The organism is Fibrobacter sp. UWB15, from assembly GCF_900177705.1.
In the GTDB taxonomy this organism is placed as follows: domain Bacteria; phylum Fibrobacterota; class Fibrobacteria; order Fibrobacterales; family Fibrobacteraceae; genus Fibrobacter.
This window is the reverse complement of the sequence record NZ_FXBA01000001.1, coordinates 1127845-1148719: the sequence shown is the minus strand read 5'-3', so window position 1 is coordinate 1148719 and position 20875 is coordinate 1127845. Positions and strand designations below refer to the sequence as shown.

The 20875-nt window shown below is 43.3% G+C and carries 21 protein-coding genes and 1 pseudogene; 17 read left to right on the top strand and 5 right to left on the bottom strand.

Features of this window, described 5'->3' with window-relative positions:
• Positions 1 to 123: 123 nt before the first annotated feature.
• The gene (locus tag B9Y58_RS15135) at positions 124 to 354 is read left to right on the top strand and encodes a hypothetical protein (protein WP_199220945.1); all 231 of its coding nucleotides are present in this window, start codon (positions 124 to 126) and stop codon (positions 352 to 354) included.
• A gap of 5 nt (positions 355 to 359) precedes the next feature.
• On the opposite strand, the gene B9Y58_RS04745 is transcribed toward B9Y58_RS15135, so the two are convergent.
• Complete coding sequence (locus B9Y58_RS04745) at positions 360 to 1490, bottom strand: glycosyltransferase (RefSeq protein ID WP_233247847.1); 1131 nt, start codon at positions 1488 to 1490, stop codon at positions 360 to 362.
• Positions 1491 to 1843: 353 nt separating this feature from the next.
• On the opposite strand from B9Y58_RS04745, the gene B9Y58_RS04740 reads away from it, so the two are divergent.
• From B9Y58_RS04740 to B9Y58_RS04705, 8 genes are all read left to right on the top strand, one after another.
• On the top strand, positions 1844 to 3190 hold the full coding sequence (locus tag B9Y58_RS04740; protein WP_073054655.1) for a UDP-glucose dehydrogenase family protein: 1347 nt from the start codon (positions 1844 to 1846) through the stop codon (positions 3188 to 3190).
• A gap of 150 nt (positions 3191 to 3340) precedes the next feature.
• Positions 3341 to 3670, top strand: a complete 330-nt coding sequence (locus B9Y58_RS04735) for a transposase (protein WP_073054652.1) — start codon at positions 3341 to 3343, stop codon at positions 3668 to 3670.
• 17 nt (positions 3671 to 3687) lie between these two features.
• Entirely contained in the window at positions 3688 to 4536 is an 849-nt protein-coding gene (locus tag B9Y58_RS04730) for an IS3 family transposase (RefSeq protein WP_085534771.1), read from the top strand.
• A gap of 55 nt (positions 4537 to 4591) precedes the next feature.
• Complete coding sequence (locus B9Y58_RS04725; protein WP_073054653.1) at positions 4592 to 5314, top strand: ATP-binding protein; 723 nt, start codon at positions 4592 to 4594, stop codon at positions 5312 to 5314.
• 39 nt (positions 5315 to 5353) lie between these two features.
• Positions 5354 to 5683 carry a transposase gene (locus B9Y58_RS04720; protein WP_073054652.1) on the top strand — a complete coding sequence of 110 codons (330 nt, stop codon included), beginning with the start codon at positions 5354 to 5356 and terminating at the stop codon, positions 5681 to 5683.
• Between the two features lie 17 nt (positions 5684 to 5700).
• Positions 5701 to 6549, top strand: a complete 849-nt coding sequence (locus tag B9Y58_RS04715; RefSeq protein ID WP_085534771.1) for an IS3 family transposase — start codon at positions 5701 to 5703, stop codon at positions 6547 to 6549.
• A 55-nt stretch (positions 6550 to 6604) separates the two neighbouring features.
• Positions 6605 to 7666, top strand: coding sequence for an AAA family ATPase (locus tag B9Y58_RS04710; RefSeq protein ID WP_073054649.1), 1062 nt, complete (start codon positions 6605 to 6607; stop codon positions 7664 to 7666).
• Positions 7667 to 7690: 24 nt separating this feature from the next.
• Positions 7691 to 8887 (top strand): hypothetical protein, encoded by a 1197-nt coding sequence (locus B9Y58_RS04705; RefSeq protein ID WP_073054647.1) that lies wholly within the window; start codon positions 7691 to 7693, stop codon positions 8885 to 8887.
• 128 nt (positions 8888 to 9015) lie between these two features.
• Here the strand turns inward: B9Y58_RS04705 and B9Y58_RS04700 are convergent, their stop codons facing one another.
• The 3 genes from B9Y58_RS04700 to B9Y58_RS04690 are packed head-to-tail and all read right to left on the bottom strand — an operon-like array spanning position 9016 to position 12713.
• A complete protein-coding gene (locus B9Y58_RS04700) occupies positions 9016 to 9876 on the bottom strand; it encodes a DNA adenine methylase (protein ID WP_073054645.1) in 861 nt (286 codons plus the stop codon).
• On the bottom strand, positions 9876 to 11159 hold the full coding sequence (locus B9Y58_RS04695; RefSeq protein ID WP_073054643.1) for a hypothetical protein: 1284 nt from the start codon (positions 11157 to 11159) through the stop codon (positions 9876 to 9878). Before B9Y58_RS04695 ends, B9Y58_RS04700 begins: the two co-directional genes overlap by 1 nt.
• A 3-nt stretch (positions 11160 to 11162) precedes the next feature.
• Entirely contained in the window at positions 11163 to 12713 is a 1551-nt protein-coding gene (locus B9Y58_RS04690) for an AAA family ATPase (protein ID WP_073054641.1), read from the bottom strand.
• A 331-nt stretch (positions 12714 to 13044) separates the two neighbouring features.
• Here B9Y58_RS04690 and B9Y58_RS15130 point away from each other — a divergent pair.
• Positions 13045 to 13387: pseudogene (locus B9Y58_RS15130) on the top strand (hypothetical protein); the annotation flags it as partial.
• A gap of 65 nt (positions 13388 to 13452) precedes the next feature.
• Here the strand turns inward: B9Y58_RS15130 and B9Y58_RS14570 are convergent.
• Positions 13453 to 13611 (bottom strand): hypothetical protein, encoded by a 159-nt coding sequence (locus B9Y58_RS14570; RefSeq protein WP_158278324.1) that lies wholly within the window; start codon positions 13609 to 13611, stop codon positions 13453 to 13455.
• Between the two features lie 463 nt (positions 13612 to 14074).
• Between B9Y58_RS14570 and B9Y58_RS14735 the strand changes: the two genes are divergently transcribed.
• The 7 genes from B9Y58_RS14735 (at position 14075) to B9Y58_RS04650 (ending at position 20832) form a co-directional block, all read left to right on the top strand.
• Positions 14075 to 14248, top strand: coding sequence for a hypothetical protein (locus tag B9Y58_RS14735; protein ID WP_199220944.1), 174 nt, complete (start codon positions 14075 to 14077; stop codon positions 14246 to 14248).
• Between the two features lie 283 nt (positions 14249 to 14531).
• Positions 14532 to 15197, top strand: coding sequence for a hypothetical protein (locus tag B9Y58_RS04670; protein WP_143154649.1), 666 nt, complete (start codon positions 14532 to 14534; stop codon positions 15195 to 15197).
• Between the two features lie 4 nt (positions 15198 to 15201).
• Positions 15202 to 15633, top strand: coding sequence for a TIR domain-containing protein (locus B9Y58_RS04665; protein ID WP_073054632.1), 432 nt, complete (start codon positions 15202 to 15204; stop codon positions 15631 to 15633).
• A gap of 152 nt (positions 15634 to 15785) precedes the next feature.
• On the top strand, positions 15786 to 15962 hold the full coding sequence (locus B9Y58_RS14565; protein WP_158278323.1) for a hypothetical protein: 177 nt from the start codon (positions 15786 to 15788) through the stop codon (positions 15960 to 15962).
• A gap of 635 nt (positions 15963 to 16597) precedes the next feature.
• Complete coding sequence (locus B9Y58_RS04660; RefSeq protein WP_073054630.1) at positions 16598 to 17878, top strand: AAA family ATPase; 1281 nt, start codon at positions 16598 to 16600, stop codon at positions 17876 to 17878.
• 1 nt (position 17879) lies between these two features.
• Positions 17880 to 18479 (top strand): RloB family protein, encoded by a 600-nt coding sequence (locus tag B9Y58_RS04655; RefSeq protein WP_073054790.1) that lies wholly within the window; start codon positions 17880 to 17882, stop codon positions 18477 to 18479.
• 211 nt (positions 18480 to 18690) lie between these two features.
• Complete coding sequence (locus B9Y58_RS04650; RefSeq protein WP_073054628.1) at positions 18691 to 20832, top strand: polysaccharide biosynthesis tyrosine autokinase; 2142 nt, start codon at positions 18691 to 18693, stop codon at positions 20830 to 20832.
• Positions 20833 to 20875: the final 43 nt, after the last annotated feature.

The following is a 20875-nucleotide window of genomic DNA, read 5'->3' as shown; positions in this document are numbered from 1 at the left end:
GGTGGCTCTGTTCGACCGGAACGGTGGCTCCGCATTTTCCGGAAGGGTGGCTCTCTAGCACCGGACTCGTGGCTCAAAGTACGCCGGAATAATCATACTTGGCTCTTACAAAACAAACCGGGTTTGAACAATATTGAAAAAGTTGAATCTATAGATTCAATACATAATGTAAAGTTAATCTCACCTTGTTATATTGGCAAGAATGTAATAATTGCAAATAGCGTTATTGGCCCTAATGTTACCATAGGTGATAATTGTACAGTATGGAATTCCGTGTTAAAGGATTGTATTGTATGGAATGACGAATCAGTTTGTGACGCGAATATTGAAAAACGGATTGTCGCGAAGTGCTGATTGTTTTACATTTCGTCAATAAACGCTCTGTATTTTTTAGCGACATTCATCCACGAATACTTGGCCTCAAGGCTTTCTATCGCGTCTAGTTGTTTGTTTTCATCAACCAAGTTGTCTGCATACTTTACAATCAACTTTGACAGGCTTGCTGCGTTCCCATTTTCAAAGAAAGTGTTTTCGCCCAAACCCATAAGAGTTTCCTTGAAACTGGGAATGTCCGAAGTTATAATCAATCGTTTCGTGCTCAGCGCAAGTAAAAGGACTCCGCTTTGCGAAATTTCGCGATAGGGTAAGACGATTATATCAGAATGGGCTATGTATTTGTATAGATCCTCGTCGGATACATACTCGGGAATGAATTCGATATTCTCGTTATTTTTCTTTTCTTCCAGTTTGTTCAAGTAGTCAGAATACATTTTCCCGACAATCAGGGCGTGAACCTTTTTTTTGTATCCCTGTGGGAGCATGGTCAGTGCGTCAACAAAGACATCGGTTCCCTTATAAGTACTTTGGTTGCCGAACATAATAAGTTTTAGTACTTTGCTTCGTTGGCGTCGTATCGTATCGTGCCCCTTGGGTGCTAAAACTCCGTGATGGAGAACCTTGACTCGCTCTGCCGAAATCCCGAAAGCGGAACAGAACTCCTTCTTTGTCGTTTCTAGGTGAACTATAAACTTGTCAAAGTATGGCTCGACCTTGGAAAAACGTTCTCTGTAAATTTGCCTACTTGTTTCGCTGCTATTGTGTGGGTAGACATTGTGGATTGTCAATAACAGTTGGGTTTTTGGTACGATGAATCGTAGAATTTTAAGAAAATACTTTTCGATGGTGGAGACCTCGATAAGCGGCAACCACTGCAAATGTAAAATGTCCGGCTTTCTTAAGGCAACATGTGTTATAAGGCCGATATAGTTCACGATGATCATTAGGGCCTTTATTGCTCGGAATGGAATTCTATTGCTGTTTTGTAGTCTGTGGGGGATTATGTTGAGTAGTCTACCACAATCAAAATCAACATCTTTTGGATCGATGTTTGGTGCTAGCAGTTTTAGATGGTGCTCCGGAGACAATACCTTATGTAATGCCTCGCACAAGGGAATATCGTAAACTGGACTTCGTCCAGAAATGTCAACCATCAAGTAGAGCATGATGTGCAATTTTCATTTCTTTGTGCTCAAAGGTAGCATTTTTGATGACTTATGATTTCAGACGAAATAGTTGTTTCTTGGGTATTTCCCTTTGTGTTATGCGTTAGGGATCGAAGCCCGGAGGGCCGGGAGGGCCGCTAGTATTCTGCGCTCGGCCCTTTAGGCGGAAAAATTGCGGAGTGATGCCGCAATTTTATGCCGCGAGAGCCCGGCCCTGCGTAGCAGGGAACGCCCGTAAAGATTCCCGCGTGGGAATTTGCATTTTGACACTTTGTGCTAAAAAGTTTTTTATTTTTGTCGTGAATAAGTGAGAAATTTTTAAAGAAATTGAAGGAGAGAATATGAATATTGCCATTGTTGGTACGGGTTATGTAGGCCTTGTGAGCGGCACATGCTTTGCCGAGATGGGCGTCAACGTCACTTGCGTCGATGTGAACCAGGCCAAGATTGAATCCCTCCAGAAGGGCGAAATCCCTATATACGAACCGGGCCTCGACGAGATGGTGCTCCGCAACCAGCGCGAAGGCCGCCTGAAGTTCACGACGGATTTGGCGAGCGTCCTTGACGATGTCGAGATGGTCTTTAGTGCCGTGGGCACGCCCCCTGACGAAGACGGCTCCGCCGACTTGCAGCACGTTCTCGCTGTCGCGCGCACCTTCGGCCAGAACATTAAGAAATACACGGTTCTCGTGACAAAATCGACTGTTCCGGTCGGCACTGCCAAGAAGGTCAAGGCCGCCATCCAACAAGAACTCGACAAGCGCGGCGTCAAGATCCCGTTTGACGTGGCCAGCAATCCGGAATTTCTTAAGGAAGGAAGCGCCATCACGGACTTCATGAAACCCGACCGCGTCGTGGTTGGCGTCGAAAGTGAACAGGCCAAGGAACTCATGATCCGCCTCTACCGTCCGATGATGCTCAACAACTTCCGCGTGATTTTCACCGACATCCCGAGCGCCGAGATGATCAAGTATGCCGCGAACTCCATGCTCGCGACCCGCATCAGCTTCATGAACGACATCGCGAACCTCTGCGAACTCGTGGGCGCCGACGTGAACATGGTCCGTAAGGGCATCGGCAGCGATACCCGTATTGGCTCCAAGTTCCTTTACCCCGGCTGCGGTTACGGCGGAAGCTGCTTCCCGAAGGATGTGAAGGCCCTCATCAAGACCGCCGAGAAGAACGGCTACAAGATGGGCGTTCTCAAGGCTGTTGAAGAGGTGAATGAATACCAGAAAACAGTGCTTTTCAAAAAATTGGCGGCCCGTTTCGGTGGGGTGGAAAATTTGAAGGGCAAGACCATCGCCATGTGGGGCCTCGCTTTCAAGCCCGAGACCGACGACATGCGCGAAGCCACTGCACTCGTGTTGATTGATTTGCTGGTAAAGGCCGGCGCAGTCGTGCGCGTGTATGACCCGGTCGCCATGAACGAATGCAAGCGCAGAATGGCTGGGCGCCCCGATGCCGCGGCAATCGTAAAGCAGATCGTTTATTGCAACGACATGTACGAAGCCTTGCTCGACGCAGACGCTTTGCTGCTCGTCACCGAATGGAAACAGTTCCGCATGCCGAGCTTCGGCGTGATGAAAAAGTCCATGAAGAACGCCCTCATCATCGACGGCCGCAATATCTACGACCCCAAGGAACTCGCCGAAGCTGGATTCGAGTATAGCGCCATTGGGTGCTAAAAAGAGTTTAATCTCTTTTTAGCATTTTGCTATGACTTGATCGCTAATTTGCGAGGAATGAACTTCCTCGTTTTTTGGACTATGCAGGAGTTTAATAAGAGGGTAGCATAAGCTACTATATTCATTGCGCAACCCCAAAAAGGTAAAACAATGGCAAAAGTCAACTACAACTCCGAGACAAGGGAACAAGTCATCAAACTGGTCCTGAAAGGCGAAAAGTCCGCAAATCAGATAGCCAAGGAACTCGGAATAGGGCCAAATACGGTCGGTAGGTGGGTAAACGAGTACCGCAAGGAACACAACCTGCCGAGCTATCGCGAGGAACGGCGCATCCGCAAGGTGTCCGTCGAGGAACTCGCCACCAAGAATAGGGAACTGGAGAAGCTCCTGAAGAAACGCGAAAAGGAACTCGCGGACGAGAAGGAGACGGTAGAGATCCTAAAAAAATCCCTGCACATCTTTATGCGACCACACGACTGAAATGCGAGGCGATACACGTGAACCGCAAGAAATACTCAGTCAGGAAGATGTGCAGAGCCCTAGGAATACCGCAGTGTTCCTACTACCAGTGGTCAAAACAGGAAACGGCAAGGTCCGAACGCAAGGCCCGCGAAGAACGGCTTGTCCAGAAGGTCCGCGACACCTTCGAAGAAAACCACCGCGTGTACGGTTGCCCGAAGATGCTGGCGGCACTCCAAGACAAGGGTGTCGAGGTAAAGGTGTGGAAACTGCGCCGCATCATGCGCGAGAACGGGCTCTATCCAGTCACACTCAGGAAGTGGAAACCCTACCGCAAGGGCAAATGCGACGCCATGTACAGCGAGAACCTGGTGCAGCGTAAGTTCGATCCCGACAGCCTGAACGCCGTCTGGGCCGGCGACATCACCTACGTCAAGACTACGCTTGGCTGGGTGTACCTTGCCGTGGTGTTGGACCTGTGTAACAAGGAGGCGGTGGGCTACGCCGTAAGCAAGAACATCGACACGGAACTTGTCAAGCGCGCGTTGTCCAATGCCATCATGCAACGCGGCCATCACGACGGGCTCATCTTCCATTCCGACCGCGGCGTGCAGTACAGTAGCATGGGTTACCGCACGATGCTCTCGGAGAACGGGATAACGCCCTCGATGAGCGCACCGGGCTGCCCCTACGACAACGCCTGCATGGAAAGCTTCTTCGCAAGCTTCAAGAAGGAGATGGCCTACAGGCGTGACTTCAAGGACATCGAAGACGTGCGGGAGGCCGCTTTCAGGTATATCGAGCTGTTCTACAACCGGAAACGGCTCCATAGTTCGCTGGGATACGTGACTCCGGTTGAATATAGGCTGTCAAAACAGGCTGCCTAGACCACAAGGGTATACCACTTAACAAGAAAAAAGGATATATTTAACTTAACCGGTAATGAATATGGTCGTTCATGAACCCACTATTAAAAAACCTACAAATCCAATTCCGGAGCATTTTTTCTCGGATAATATTGAAGATATAAAGCTCTATTTAGGAAAAAATGGTGCTGGTAAGACGACCTTACTAAAAGATTTACTTTATCGTATAGTTGGAAACGGATTGAATATTGAGAATGAATTAGATTTTGTTCTTATTTTTGCTGATGATTTTTGTGGTAAAAATGAAAAAAGTGTGAAAAAATTATATTGCTACAAATCATCTGCCTTTGATGAGGACGGCTTTACTGTTCTTGAAAGTCGAGATTATCAAATTCTTAACGATGTAACTGATAATAGCGTGTTTAAGTCTGAACAAACAGTATTCTACACAAGTGCATTGAAAAATGAGCCTGTAAAAGAATCTAGATATAGCGGTTGCTTGGATTTGTCCACAAATGGGCTCCTGTATTCTGATGACATTGAATTGAATAATTTGTCGTTGTCAATTCGTAGTAAGATGCATTTAAAACCGGATTATTTTTCATCTCACATAACTATGGAATATATCCGTAATGTGTCTTTTGGCGTTGACTTATATGAGGAAATAAATCGCCGTCCTAATCTAAAATTTCGATTACCCAATGCTGTTTGGATTTCTCCTAGTAACATTGATATTGAGAATGCTATTGCGGAAATTACTGAATGGACTATGCAGGAGTTTAATAAGAGGGTAGCATAAGCTACTATATTCATTGCGCAACCCCAAAAAGGTAAAACAATGGCAAAAGTCAACTACAACTCCGAGACAAGGGAACAAGTCATCAAACTGGTCCTGAAAGGCGAAAAGTCCGCAAATCAGATAGCCAAGGAACTCGGAATAGGGCCAAATACGGTCGGTAGGTGGGTAAACGAGTACCGCAAGGAACACAACCTGCCGAGCTATCGCGAGGAACGGCGCATCCGCAAGGTGTCCGTCGAGGAACTCGCCACCAAGAATAGGGAACTGGAGAAGCTCCTGAAGAAACGCGAAAAGGAACTCGCGGACGAGAAGGAGACGGTAGAGATCCTAAAAAAATCCCTGCACATCTTTATGCGACCACACGACTGAAATGCGAGGCGATACACGTGAACCGCAAGAAATACTCAGTCAGGAAGATGTGCAGAGCCCTAGGAATACCGCAGTGTTCCTACTACCAGTGGTCAAAACAGGAAACGGCAAGGTCCGAACGCAAGGCCCGCGAAGAACGGCTTGTCCAGAAGGTCCGCGACACCTTCGAAGAAAACCACCGCGTGTACGGTTGCCCGAAGATGCTGGCGGCACTCCAAGACAAGGGTGTCGAGGTAAAGGTGTGGAAACTGCGCCGCATCATGCGCGAGAACGGGCTCTATCCAGTCACACTCAGGAAGTGGAAACCCTACCGCAAGGGCAAATGCGACGCCATGTACAGCGAGAACCTGGTGCAGCGTAAGTTCGATCCCGACAGCCTGAACGCCGTCTGGGCCGGCGACATCACCTACGTCAAGACTACGCTTGGCTGGGTGTACCTTGCCGTGGTGTTGGACCTGTGTAACAAGGAGGCGGTGGGCTACGCCGTAAGCAAGAACATCGACACGGAACTTGTCAAGCGCGCGTTGTCCAATGCCATCATGCAACGCGGCCATCACGACGGGCTCATCTTCCATTCCGACCGCGGCGTGCAGTACAGTAGCATGGGTTACCGCACGATGCTCTCGGAGAACGGGATAACGCCCTCGATGAGCGCACCGGGCTGCCCCTACGACAACGCCTGCATGGAAAGCTTCTTCGCAAGCTTCAAGAAGGAGATGGCCTACAGGCGTGACTTCAAGGACATCGAAGACGTGCGGGAGGCCGCTTTCAGGTATATCGAGCTGTTCTACAACCGGAAACGGCTCCATAGTTCGCTGGGATACGTGACTCCGGTTGAATATAGGCTGTCAAAACAGGCTGCCTAGACCACAAGGGTATACCACTTAACAAGAAAAAAGGATATATTTAACTTAACCGGTAATGAATATGGTCGTTCATGAACCCACTATTAAAAAACCTACAAATCCAGAAGGAAATGAAAGTGAAAGAAATAAATGGAATAAAATCATTCCGACGGATTTTTTTAATAAATTTAAACTTTCTGTATTGCTGAATCATGTAAGAGCAATTTATTCAAATGCTTCCATGCGTTCTAATCTTTTAAGTAGATTATCTTTTCTATATGATGTTGATGAATTGCAGAAAATGGGGTGGGATGAAGCTTTAAAAAGATATAGCGCTAATAATCAAGATTTTCCGGTGGAGAACGATTTGTATCGTAAGGTGATTGAATCTTTATTGTTGCTTGATGACCTTCAAGATTTTCAAAAGTTTCTATTGGATAAATATCCAAATATGAATAGAGATGTATTCTATTTTGACTTGTCTTTGGAAATGCATAGGAAAATATTGGAAGAGTTTGTTGATAAATGTGTTGCTATGAGCGTGTTGACTCCGTTCTTTACATTGCTATGGCGTCCGCAAAGCAGTGGTGAAGAAAATTTTATTAAGTTGTTTTCGCGTATATATTATTCGCTAAGATCAGAAAAAAGGCGAAATGCGGCTGGAAAGAATAAGAATATTCACTTATTTATAGATGAAGCAGATTTGTATCTTCATCCAGAATGGCAACGGTGCTGGCTTGATGAGTTTGTGAATATAATGGATGTTGTTTTGAAAAGAATCTATGGATCATCTGTCCCTAAAATTCAGTTGTTCATGTCAACACATTCTCCCTATATTATTAGTGATTTTCCGAAGGAAAACATCACTCTTTTAAAGCAGTCAATAGAAACGAAACAGGTCGAAATAGAAAATTCTCATTCGCTATCACCATTTGGTGGAAATTTGTACGATTTGCTGTCGGCTAATTTTTTTGTTGATAATTCTATTGGCTCCTTTTCTGAAGAATTAATTGGAAAGGCTGTTGAATATAGTTATAATCCTAATTCAATGACGGATATAGAAAAACAAAAAATGGAGTATGTGATAAAATCTATCGGTGATCCTATTATAGGGAGTATGATTGAAGAAGTAAAATAGTTTTTTGGGAAAAGGTTTTTATTTATGATCCAAATTGAGTTGAAACAACAACTAAAAGATGATATGATAAAAGTTCATTGGTCGTGGTTTTGGAAGCGAATGAATCGAAAAATTATTCATCTTAAAAACAAAGATGTTTCAGTGTACCAATTTTTTCACGATGAACTTGGATGGGATGAAAATACGTGCCGACAAATTGTATTGGGCGATTATTCTTTTTTAAGAAAATCAATTGAACCAACTGATTCTATATTCAAAGCCTATAATCAGAAAAAAAATTGTAAATATGAACTAAAGAAATATGATTCAAAAAAGGGTGCTTGGGTATGCCCTAAAAGAGGTAAGATAAGAATTAATTTAAAAGATTTGATGCTGAAATATTGGGGATATGGCGATTTTACGAATGGCTTTAATGATTTTGATGATAAAACTGAAAAAGAAGAAAAAGAATGGAATGCTTACACTTTTGTAAAGAAATTGGCAGTAGATGTTTGCCCGTATTGCAATAGAGAATATGTCTTTGTTATAGGCGATATCAACAATCGTAAAATACGTCCAGAAATAGACCATTTTTTCCCAAAAGCTGATTATCCGTTTTTGTCTTGTTCATTATTTAATTTTATTCCTTCCTGTTCTATATGTAATGGACGAAAAAGTTCTGTCTATAACAAATTTAAAGACGCTTCAGATATAGATTTGCTTTTATATCCTTACAATGAAGGATTTGAATTAAGAGCTGCAAATGGTAAAATGGAGTCTCATGGCTGGTTTCGAGCCGTTGTTGGACGCGGAGGCATTTATAAATCAGATTGTGTTGAGCTCAGACTTGATGGGTCAAATCCTTTTTTATATAATAAAATGAATATGTCTAAAGAGGCTTTTCTTTTGGAGGAATTTTATAATTGTCATAAAATTGAATTAAAAGATTTATTGGCAAGATATAAAAAATATTCTACGTGTAAAGTTTGTGACATTCTAAAAACGGTTAACCCCAATGTTAAAAAGAAAATGACTTTGATAAATGCTCATTTGGGAAAATCTAAATTACTAAATGAATTTCTAGAAGAATGTTTTCAAGGATATACCAAATCGTTAAGAAACTATATTCTTGGAATCCCTATGAAAATTAATGGAGATGAACAAAAAAAGAATTACCCATTACTGAAGTTTAAACGAGATATTGTTCAGCAATTAGATGATTATGCGAAACGAAAAAAATAATCTTGTGAATTGTCAAAGCGATTTTGAATAAAGAGATGATAGATGAAAAATGAATTGCATGGTGAACAAGGGCGTTTTTTTAGTGAATGCATTTTTTGAGCGGGATGAGCGGACTTAGAACTGTTTTCCTACAGAACCATGGCATTTTTCAATTTCTTCATGGATTCTGTAAATAGAAGATTGTCCTTAAATATCAGAATTTCTTTGCCAATTCGATTGGATGCACTTTGCTGCAGAGAATAAAGGATACTATTCCTGTCAGAATATAGATTCTGAATGAAAGCATGGTTGTCGTAAGATACAATCCAATTTTTTTTCATTGTTTGGACGTATTTTGCAAGATTGGCGTGATCGTTGCCTCGATAAAAGTTCATATACAAGTTAGGAGCTTTTTGGTAGTATGGAGGATCGAGGTATAAAAAAATGTCGCTTTGCATCCGTTCGCGTTTTTTTATGAATGTTAGCGCATCCTCGTTTGAAAGAACAATACTATCTTTATAATCGTTTAGCCGCTGAATTTTTTTTATTAGCGACTTTCGATTAAATCTTGCGTCTATTTTATATGCCCCAGTCTGGTCTAATCCTCCAATTACTCCGCCCTTTATGACCCCAGAAACATTTGTCCTGTTTAAAAAGAAAGTTGCTTTAGCGAGATCTTCTGTTGATAGTTTGGTTGAGTTCAAATAGGCGTTGTGGAATTTTTTCCATGACGAAACCGTTAATGGTACTTTTGCGATCCATTTGCACATTTCGTCAGAATGTTCTAATGCGTATTTCCAGAAGGAATAGATTGCCTTGTCAAGATCGTTGATGTAAATTTTCTTTACAAGCCCTTTGTACAATAGCGCAAGAGCCAGGCCGGCTCCACCAGCAAATGGTTCGGCATATGTTGCTCCAATCATTCCGTTCTCTTCTAGGAATGATTCCAAAAAGGGGTAAATGAGGGATTTCCCTCCAGGATATCGGAGTGGCGAAACGGCTCGTTCCATTATGCGTCTCCTAATCCGTGTGAAATTTTCAGCATTTTTGCAACCAATATGGAAAGAATCATTGTTTGCTCCATGTTGCATGCTGCTTGATAGTTGTGCGCCCCTGTATGTAACAACTGGATGATTTTTTGCGTTTCTCCTGGTATAAGATTAGATAGAGTCGTCTTTTGATCCTTTGACAAAGATTTTTTCGCCTGTTCGAAGTAAGCGCTAATATAATCGCCTATTTCCCATTTTAAATCAACATCCTTTGCTGCCGTTTCTGCCAGCAGCCTTAATGACATTCGAATTAGTGCAGGGAACGAGTTTGATAGGCGAGTTTGGCTCTCTTGCCGACCCTTCCAAAATAAAAATAATTCAACAATATCCCGGTATAGGTCGTTTACGGGGCCCGTTTTTAGAGATAGTTTCTGCCCAAAAATTATTTCATCATTTTTTGGGGATGTTCTTTTAGTGAACCGAGGAATTGATTTACTTGGTAAGACAGGCTTGGACGTCTCGGCTGGTTCAATCAGGTGCGGTTGTTTGTTTTTATCGTCTTCAATTAACTGTTTGATGCTTGGATCAAGGACATCAAATACTTGTCCGCGACTATTTCTGGTAGATAGATCTTTGTTTCTGATCTTTTCTGCAATATTATTGAATATCTTTAGATTGTCTTCATTGGAGTGCTTTGAATGCAACATCCCGTTATCAACTGAAAAACCGAGGGCTTTCAGATTTGTTTCCGTGAAGATTTCTTTTTTGACAAAATTTTGGTTGAGTTCATCATTAGCGGATATTACGCCAAGTGCATCTTCTACAAGCAGGAATGGTGACTTGGGCGTCTGAGGGAAATACTTGCGTTCGAATTTTTCTCGCTCTAGTTCATCCCAAGAGCCTGCTAAACTGTGCTTTCTTAATATCCTCTGTATTGCTGTTTCTTCGGAGCAGACTGCGCAAGGCATGGTTTCCGGGAAATCAGGGATATCCAAATCCATTGTTTGGAGGTGGTTCACATATCCGAGTTTTATCTTGGCCAAAGCAATACGTCTATTGCCATCATACACAACAGGTTTCCCGTTCTTGTATACGACGGTCGGTAATTCGCTGTAATCGTAGAAATCTCCCATAGTCGATACGAACTTATGCAGATTCCATTTCCCACGGGGGTCTGCATATGCTCGCTCCACAACTTCTTGGTCAGTTGCAGATTCGTCAATAGGATCACGAGGGTTCTCGGTCCAGAGGACCAAGTCCTTTACCGGAATATCAACGATTGTTTGGGTATGGAATTCGTCCACTTGCTATTTTTCCCATTTTTTTATTAACGCTTCAAATTTAACAATAAAATCTTCTTTGGCTCCTGGATTTGCTTCACACCATGCAGTAATGGCCCTTGTTGCGTTTTTCCCCCAATGATGCAACTGAGAATTGAACCATTCTTTTGCTTTTTCACGATTCTCCATTATTTCATCGTATTGGTAATCTCTAAACACAACCTGCTTGGTATAGTTGTTTCCGCATTTTTCCCAGAATGGATTGTCGTCCGGTAAATCCTTCAAATATTTTGCAAGAAGTCGTTCTGGCGAAATGTCCCCAGGCAATACCAAATAGTTTTTTAAGGTCTTTGATTGTTTCTCAACATCGTGTTTAGCATCTCCATCCAAAATTATGATAGAGTTTGGGAATACGAAAGGAGGTATTTTTTGTTTCGTAAGTTGAATTAGGGATGCGCAACCTATGTTACAGTCTACGATTTTTAATTTCTTTGTTCTTGTTTGTCCCAATAGAACTTTTAACCAGCATCTTCCTTCGCCATCTTCAGAAAAGGTCATTATACGGGATTCCGTTTTCTTCGTTGACATAGCAAATAATTTGTCCATAATATTCTCGTAAGAAATATTTTCTATACATTTTATGGTTTGGTTTATTTTTTCAAGGTAAACAAGCTTAATGTCTTTTGCTACTTTATTTTCTTCAATTGTAGAGCATATATGCTTCAGCATTGAAAGAGAATGTGTGGTGAAAAAAATTTGAATGTCATATTTGCTGGCGTATGTACGCAACACTTCGATTAACTTTTCCTGTGAAGCGGGATACAAAGTTGCGTCTAATTCGTCAACAGCAAGTATTCCTCCGGTATATGCCGTCCCATATTTTTCTTTTAATCTTTTAAAAGAAATAAGTGCCAAAATTATTTTTCCAATGTCGTCTTGACCTGCAGAATTCATCTTCCAGTCATAGAATTCTGTGTTTGCACTTAAAGTATTTTTATTTTGACTTTCTAGATGTGATATCTTTGTTATGGGCACATCAGGAATTATGAGAATTTTGTTGTGCAATTTTTGATATAGTTTTTCTTCGCTTTCGGTTAGCTTTACCGAGTTGGACGAATCGGAAATTGATTCGTCTTCACCTATTGGTAACAAGCGGGAGAGACTTAAATATATAACTGGCTTCGGAATGTATCCAGATCCTTTTTTTCGAGAGCTTTTCTCTTTTTTCCAAAAACGGATGTGGTTTTTTCTGTCATCATTCGATTTTATGCTCTCTACGGTGAATGTCTTCCCTCCGTCATATGTTAAAGTCCATTCATGTTCTTTGGGCTTGTCAAATTTCTCAGAAAGTTTGAATTTTTCCGAGAACGAGGATTTGTAGTTCCCACCACATAAGGGTTTTTCGTTAGATAAAGGATTTTTCTTGTCTGTTATGGCGAATGGTTGGGTGAGCATACCCAAAAGAGTCGTTTTTTGAGTTCCATTTTGGCCTGCGATGACTGTCAAATTTTCACCCAGTTCAAAACCGACTTGATGAAATCCACGAAATTTTGCTATATCAATCCTCTCAATGGACATGCTGTACTCCTATTTTTATTCTGAAACTAACTAAATTGTCTTTATTTTGCAATAGCTAGAAATGTCCGAAGATAAATTAATAATTCTTGAATGTCAAAAGGTGACATTTTTGAAAAAAAAGTTGATTTTGCAAACAATAGTTACCTGCTTTAGTCATTCAACCACTTACGAACATATAGCTTACTTCCCGCTTTCTGCGTTAGTGGACCGAAGCCCGAAGGGCCGGGAGGGCCGCTCGTATCCCGCGCTCGGCCCTCTAGGTGGAAAAATTGCGGCGTGAGGCCGCAATTTTATGCCACGAGAGCCCGCCCCTGCGCAGCAGGGAACGCCCGTAAGTTCAGTCTACCGCCCGATGATGCTCAACAACTTCCGCGTGATTTTCACCGACATCCCGAGCGCCGAGATGATCAAGTATGCCGCGAACTCCATGCTCGCGACCCGCATCAGTCTAAAAGGCCCGAGGATGTGAAAGCCCTCATCAAGACCGCCGAGAAGAACGGCTACAAGATGGGGTTGTTTTTGCAAGCCGTCACCGAATGGAAACAGTTCCGCATGCCGAGCTTCGGCGTGATGAAAAGGTCCATGAAGAACGCCCTCATCATCGACGGCCGCAACATCTACGACCCCAAGAACTCGCTGAAGCTGGATTCGAGTACAGCGCTATCGGGTGCTAGTGGGAAAAGGTGTTTTTTATTACAAAATCGGAGCCTGACGGCCCCGATTTTTGTATAACGCGCCATTACCCCTTCATTGCCTCGCTCAAATCGAAACCGTCGCTGACCTCCGGCAGGGCTCCGTATTTCTTGTCGAAGTAGTCTTTTTCGAAAATCCTGTCCCTGCGGACCTTGCGGAATTCGCCCTCGTCGCTCATCTCGATTTCGCTAAGCCGCTTTGGCACCGTCGCTTCGTGGTGCTTGCCTTTCTCGGCGAACCAAATTTGGTCACGCGATTGGACGTTTTTTTTTGTAAAATTATTCTTACAAGGTTGATGACTTTAATTGGTGAAATTCGCTCAAAAAAGCAAAAAGTCGGCTCTTTTGTAAACTTTTTCGCGCCGGCGGAGTAGTGCTTTTTGCGGTAATTTGATATTTCCCTGCTATATACATAATAGGAGCTTTTCTCCAATGCAGGAGGGAGGTCTAAACCTCGCTAAGGTTTGTGTAATCCTGGCGGGAAACCGTAAACATTTAACCAAGGATGGTATGTCATGGGGTAGGCGAGAATTCCCTGCCGCTTGAAAACGGGATAAATAACGCTGGATTTATAAGAATTTCATAAAAATGACTTTTTTGATGAAAAAAAGGTTGTTTATTCATGTAAAAAATGCTCGACAATGGTGTCGGCATAACAAAGGAGTCAATATGGCAAGAAATCTACCATATGGCGATAATCACAGAATCGGGGCGGTGCGTTCGCGTTCGCAAACGTTAAACCCTAAGACCAATCTGTTTACAAAGCGTAATGCCGAAACGGGCCGCTTTATGGATGTCAAGCAAAATGGTGCGCCATTTAAGGGGGTAAGAAAAGAAAAATAGATAATCTAGACGCTATCATCCTAATTTCGTGCGAGGTGACTCTGTCGCCTCTCACGGATGGGGATGATTTTCTTGAAAAAGGGTCTATTTTGTCATTTTTTGACAAAATGGGAATGTATATTTAGGATGTGGCAAAATTTAATAGAATTTGGTGGCAGGGGGTTGACTTTAATGTCTGATTTGTATATATTGATGGTGAAAATATGTGCAAGGCACAAATGAGTAAATCCATGAACCGGCTCCCGAAAGGAAAAAATTGAATCTGTAAAAAAGGAATATGACGGTGGAAAAGCTTGATACATACTATGATCACTACAAAGAAAGCATTTCTCTTTGTCAGACAACGCAGTCGCATCGGAATAAGTCCTTCGTCTATTTGTGTGTTCTTGAGGCAATTTCTTTTTTACTTGCCAAGAATCCAGATTTTATCTGTGTTCTCTTCAATGATGTGGTAAAAAAACAACTAGAGACAAAGATTCTATTTAGCAATTGCGTTCTTCAAACACTAGTTTGGGTTTTAATCGCTTATGTTTTGGTGCGGTATGTGCAGGATGTTCTCTATGTTGAAAGGCAATATAAATATTTGAACACATTGGAAAAGAAAATCTCGCTGCTTCTTGAAGAAACTGATGATAAGAATATCTTTACTCGTGAGGGGGACAATTATCTAAATAACTATCCCATGGTTCTGAATTTTATAGACCTATTCTATAAAATTCTGGCTCCAATTCTTTTCTCTGCAATTAATGGTGTTCATATTGTGCAAGAATGGAATTGCGGTATAACTCGTGCATTGTTGATTTTCGATACAGTTGTATGCTTGGCAATTTTTGTTATAACATGGTTCTATTTCTTCGAAGTTCACGGCAATATGGCGGAATGGTTTAAGAAATGTAAGCCCATCGGATGGATGGCAAAAAAGTTAAGAAATTTACTCAAGGAGGTATGATAATATGGCTAGCAAAAAAACGGTATGCTCATTCGATTACGAGAATGACCGCATATACTATAATTTATTGGAGGCTTGGAATAAGAATCCAAACATTGATTTTCACATTAGTGATTGTACTCCAGATGAAATCCAGACTGCGTCTGTAGCGATAATCAAAAATGTTCTTAGCCGTAAAATAGGTGAAGCGAATTATATGATAGCCATCATTGGGAAACATTCCAATGATTTGCATAAAAATCATGAAGAAATAGGTTATAGAAATTGGCAGTCATATGAAATTGAAAAGAACTATGAAAAGAGAAACGGATTGGTTGTGGTAACGCTGGATTCTTCATGCAGTATTCCTCTTGCTTGTTACGGTAAAGGGGCTAAATGGGTTCATGGTTTTGATGGAAGTGAAATAAAAAAAGCTTTAGATGAATTGGCTTATTGATTCGAAAGATCCTTTGGACCGTGACTAACTCGGCGGACATCTTGTCTCCCGCATCCTGCGTTAGGGATCGAAGCCCGAAGGGCCGGGAGGGCCGCTGGTGTCCCGCGCTCGGCCCTCTAGGCGGAAAAATTGCGGAGTAATGCCGCAATTTTATGCCGCGAGAGCCCGACCCTGCGCAGCAGGGAACGCCCGTAAGTTCAGTCTACCGCCCGATGATGCTCAACAACTTCCGCGTGATTTTCACCGACATCCCGAGCGCCGAGATGATCAAGTATGCCGCGAACTCCATGCTCGCGACCCGCATCAGTCTAAATGGCCCGAGAATGTGAAGGCCCTCATCATCGACGGTCGCAACATCTACGACCCCCAAGAACTCGCCGAAGCTGGATTTGAATATAGTGCGATTGGGTGCTAGTGGGCGGTTTTTGCCCCGAGAGCGGGGGAGGAGGGGCAAAAAGTTCAAAAGAGGGGCGAAGACCCTGTTTTTGTGGTTTTTAGGTGAAGATCGACTGTAAGTTTCCCCATAATTAGGATTGTTCATAACTAGACAAAAGGACCACCTTTCGGTGGTCCTTTCGTTGGTTTGAAGTTGCTTGGTTATTTGCGTCTTGGCTCTCTTTGCGAAAGGGCACTACCAGCTATGCTTTTCGTAGTTTTGCTGGTTCGGCCATCTTGAAGTGCAGGTCTAGTGGACCGAAAAAGGTGTGTTAAAGAGACTAGAATGGATTGTCTCTGGACAAATTGGAGGATTTCGGCTATATTTGGGTTCCTAATACTCAAATGGAGCCGAACCATTCGGTCCTTTGAATCGGGCTTCGCCTTGCCGGGCGGAGCCCTTTTCTCTTACAAAGATAGTAAAAAAATGTAGAAATTCTACGATTTGTTGTAAAATATTTTTGTTTTAGGTGGATTTTTTGTATATTTTTGTAGCATAACTACAAATTTTATACAGAAAGGTTCGTCCATGATAAGAAATTTTTGGGTAAAGAATTACCTTTCCATTCGCGACAAGCAAGAATTAAGTTTCTTAGCTAAGGGGCCCTCGTCGGAGCTTGTTACAGAAGTTGTCGATGGTGTTTTCTTGTATAAATTGGGTATCCTTTATGGTTCGAATGCTTCTGGAAAATCGAATATGCTTGTTGCATTGAATGAAGTGTTTCGCATATTGGTTTTGCCGAAATCAGATGCAAGCAAGAATATTTACGGAAGCATTCCATTTGCTCTCACAAAAAATGAACCCATAGAGATGCATGTGTCATTCTATGCTAATGGTATTAGATATGATTATGATGTAAAGTTCAATGAGAAATACATTTTGACTGAGGCTTTATATTATTACCCCAACAAGTCAAAATCATTATTCTATGAACGTTCATTTGTTGGCGAAAACATTCAGGCGGATGTAAAGTTTGGCACAAGCCTTAAACTACAGATTAAGACCCAAGAAAGTATTCGCGAGAACACGTTGAACAACCATAGTGTCTTATCTGTTTGTAGAAAAGCGGCGCTGAAAGAGGATATAGCCCCCTTCAATGCGCTCCATCGTTGGATTATGGACAACTATCATGATGTCGATGGTGATGGTGAAAAGGGTGTTGTTGAAATCCTAACCGAGGCTTATAATAATCCAAGGAAACGTAAGTTCTATAACACTATGCTACAAAAGGCAGATTTAAACATAGTGGAGTATCGGCCTGTTGTGGAAGATAATTTAATGCCTGCAGAATATCGAGAATACTTTCAAAGGGAAAACTTTCCCCAAAAAATGAAGGATGAATTGCTTAAGCCAACAGTCGATTCTGTGGCATTTGTCAATCATTCTGACGATGGCGATTTTGATATTTCTCTCGATAGGCAGTCAAAAGGAACCCAAAAATACATACGCATTCTAGATGCTCTATATGATATGATTACCGCTTCTCATGTGTACTACCTTGATGAATTAGGAGAGGATCTACACAATGACTTGTTGTATTATTATCTTAATGTTTTCATTTTTAATTCGGATAAATCGCAATTGATTATCACGAGTCAGGAAACGACGCTCTTGTCTCAAGATTTGATTAATGAAAACAGAGGCGTTGTCTGGTTTGTTGATAAAAACAAAGAGACAGCCTCGTCGGTGTATTCTCGCGGAGATTCTTTTGGATTGCATAAGAACCTATCCCTTTACAATTCATATCGCATTGGTCGATTGGGAGCGAAGCCCGAACTTGGTAGTATCTTTATAAATCTGGATGATTGATATGGGCAAACTGCGTCAAACGGCACTTGTTTTGGGCGAAGGGCCTACTGAATTCTATTACTTCAAATCCTTGTGCGATGTGTTCAAACGTTTGACCATCAAACCCGACTCTCCCAAGCATACGAACTTGACGGAACTTGACTCGAAGATAAAAGAGGGCGTTGATTCAGGCTACAATCGTATCTTCTGCATTATTGACATGGATACGAAGGACAAAGAACCGGAACTTTCTCAATATCAAAAGTTAAAGAAAAAATATGCCGAACCAATCAGCAAACCGAAGAAAGGTATTTATTGTAAGGTCGAGTTTTTCGAAACACATCGCTGTACAGAGTTGTTCTTCCTTTACTATTTCCGATACACATCGCGTCCTTATGATAATCAAGAACAACTTTTAAATGATTTGAATCAGTGTGTGGTTTACAAGAAGGCAAATGAGTTCTTCAGAAAGGGTTTGCACAGCTACTTTGAACGGAACAAAGGAAGTCTTGATAATGCAGTAGCCAATGCTGAAAGATCAATGGCGGAAAAGCAGAAGGATGGAAGAGAATATACTTACTCAGAGTTGGGTCGATTGATGACTTTATTGAAGGAATTATAATGGTAAGAGGGGCTTATGGGGAAGCTTACATGCGCATGTCAAAGAAACTGGCCGATGCCCTAGGAACATCTTATTTGATGTTTTATTGTGAAAATAAAAAACGGTAGGAATTCCCCTTTCTGCACCTTTTTCGTACCCTCCCCGTAAGTTTTAAATAATTTTACTATATTTTGTCCCAAATTTCGATTTTGCTAAAATTTTGGAGACTTACATGGCCGATAGCGAACAGCAGACGATTGTGGTTGGTGCACAGGCCCAAACGCCAAACAACACCATTACCTTGCTCGAGGCTTTGTTTATCCTTTGGAAAAGGCGTTACCTTTTGTGCCTGTTCCTTTTGGTGGGGGCTGCTATTGGTGTGGTGGTGGGGCAGTGGATTCGTCCGCAGTACACCAGCGATGCCCTGTTCCAGATAGACATTAAGGGTAACAAGTCGGCCCGCGCCTTGGGCGAGATGGGCTCTTTGCTAGAGGTGGCGAGCCCGGCCGATGCCGAAATCGAACTCATCAAGAGTCGCCTGGTTTTGAACTATGTGGTAGATCAAGAACACCTGATGTATTCGGCGACCCCCCAGGGGGCGCTTAACCGTTTGCTCCACCGCGAAGGCCGTATGGATATCGACTTCTTGAATATCCCTGAACTGGCCCGTGCCGACCGCTGGGAGGCGGTGGTAACAGGGGATAACTCTTACGCCATTTACACTCCCGAAGAGACTAAGTTGGTAGAAGGCATGGTGGGCGATTTGCTCTCGGCCCCTTATGCGGGCGATACTTTGCGCATACGAGTCAAGTTGATGCGTGCTACTTTGGGCGAAAAATTTGTGATAAAGCAGGGGAATCCTCTACTGGCGGTCCGGGGTCTTGCGGGGTCGTTGAAGGTTGCCGAGAAGGGCAAGCAGACCGGCGTAATCGGTATCTCTTACTCGCACCGTTATGCAGACCGTGCCGCCTCGATCCTCAATACCATTGCGAACACTTACGTGCGCCAGAATGTAGAGATGCGTAGCGCCGAGGCCGAAAAGACCTTGGAATTTTTGGAAACCCAGTTGCCGGGCATTAAGGCTAAACTCGACAGTTCCGAGAAGGTCCTGTCGGACTATCGTCACAGTGTTGGCTCGGTCGACATGACGGGTGAAACTCGCGCCCATCTCGATAAAGAGGTAGACTTGCAACGTCAGTTGCTGCAGTTGGAACAGCAGCGCCAGCAGGCGACGCGCCTGTTTAAAGAAGAGCACCCCTCGGTGCAGACCATTGTAAAGCAGCAAGACAGGTTGCGCGGGGAACTGGCCCGCCTCAAGAAGAGTGCAGAATCTATGCCGGTTACGCAGCAAGAAATGATCCGCTTGCAAGAAGATGTGGCGCTCAATAATGCCCAGTACACGGCCATGCTCAACAATATCCAGCAGCTGCGCGTGGTGCGCGCGGGCGAGGTGGGTAACGTGCGCGTGGTGGACTTTGCGCAGATTGAACCTATCCAGAGCAAGCCGAAAAAGCTGAACATTCTTGTATGCTGCATGGCCGCAAGCTTTATGGTGGGCGTGCTGCTGGTGTTTATGCTGCGCATGATGCGTAACGGTATCCGCAGTTCCCAGGAACTGGAGCATGCGACCAACGTGAGCGTGTTTGCCAAAATTCCGGAATCCAAGAACCGCCTTGTCAAGGACAAGCGCCGTAAACTCACTCTGGTGGAATCTTCGCCCAACGACCAGGCGAGCGAGGCGTTCCATACGCTGCAGACCGCTTTGGATTTCTCTTTGGAGGCTGGCCAGAAGGTGGTCATGACTTGCGGCTTGGTGCCGGGCGTGGGTAAGTCTTTTGTGGCCAAGAACCTGGCCGCCGTGTATGCCATGAACGGCAAGCGCGTATTGCTGATTGATGCCGATATGCGCAAGGGCGTTATCCGCAGTTCCAAGTACATAGGACTCACCGAGGTGCTTTCGGGCAAGGTGGAGTGGCGCGAGGCCGTGGCCGATGCCCGTTGCCAGAACCTGTTCGTGATGGGGTGCGGCAAGCGCCTGATGTCGCCCAGCGAACTGCTACGCCACGATAAGTTCAAGGCCTTGCTCGAAGATTTGAAGCAGGAATACGACATGATTATCGTAGATACCCCGCCGGTAAGCATGGTGACCGATGCCGAACTAATTTACCCCTTGGTAGACTTTACCCTGATGGTGGTGCATTACGGGGTCGATTCTTTGGAACAAATCAAGGAAAATTTGGCCAATTTGCGCCGTTATGCCGATAAACCTTGCGCCTTTGTGTTGAACCATTGCGAATATGAACCGGGCCACTATTATGGCTATGGTTACTACGGCAAGGGATATTATGGTAAGGGTTATTTCAGTAAATCGTAACATTTAAATAATTTATACTATATTTGTGTTTATAATCACAGTT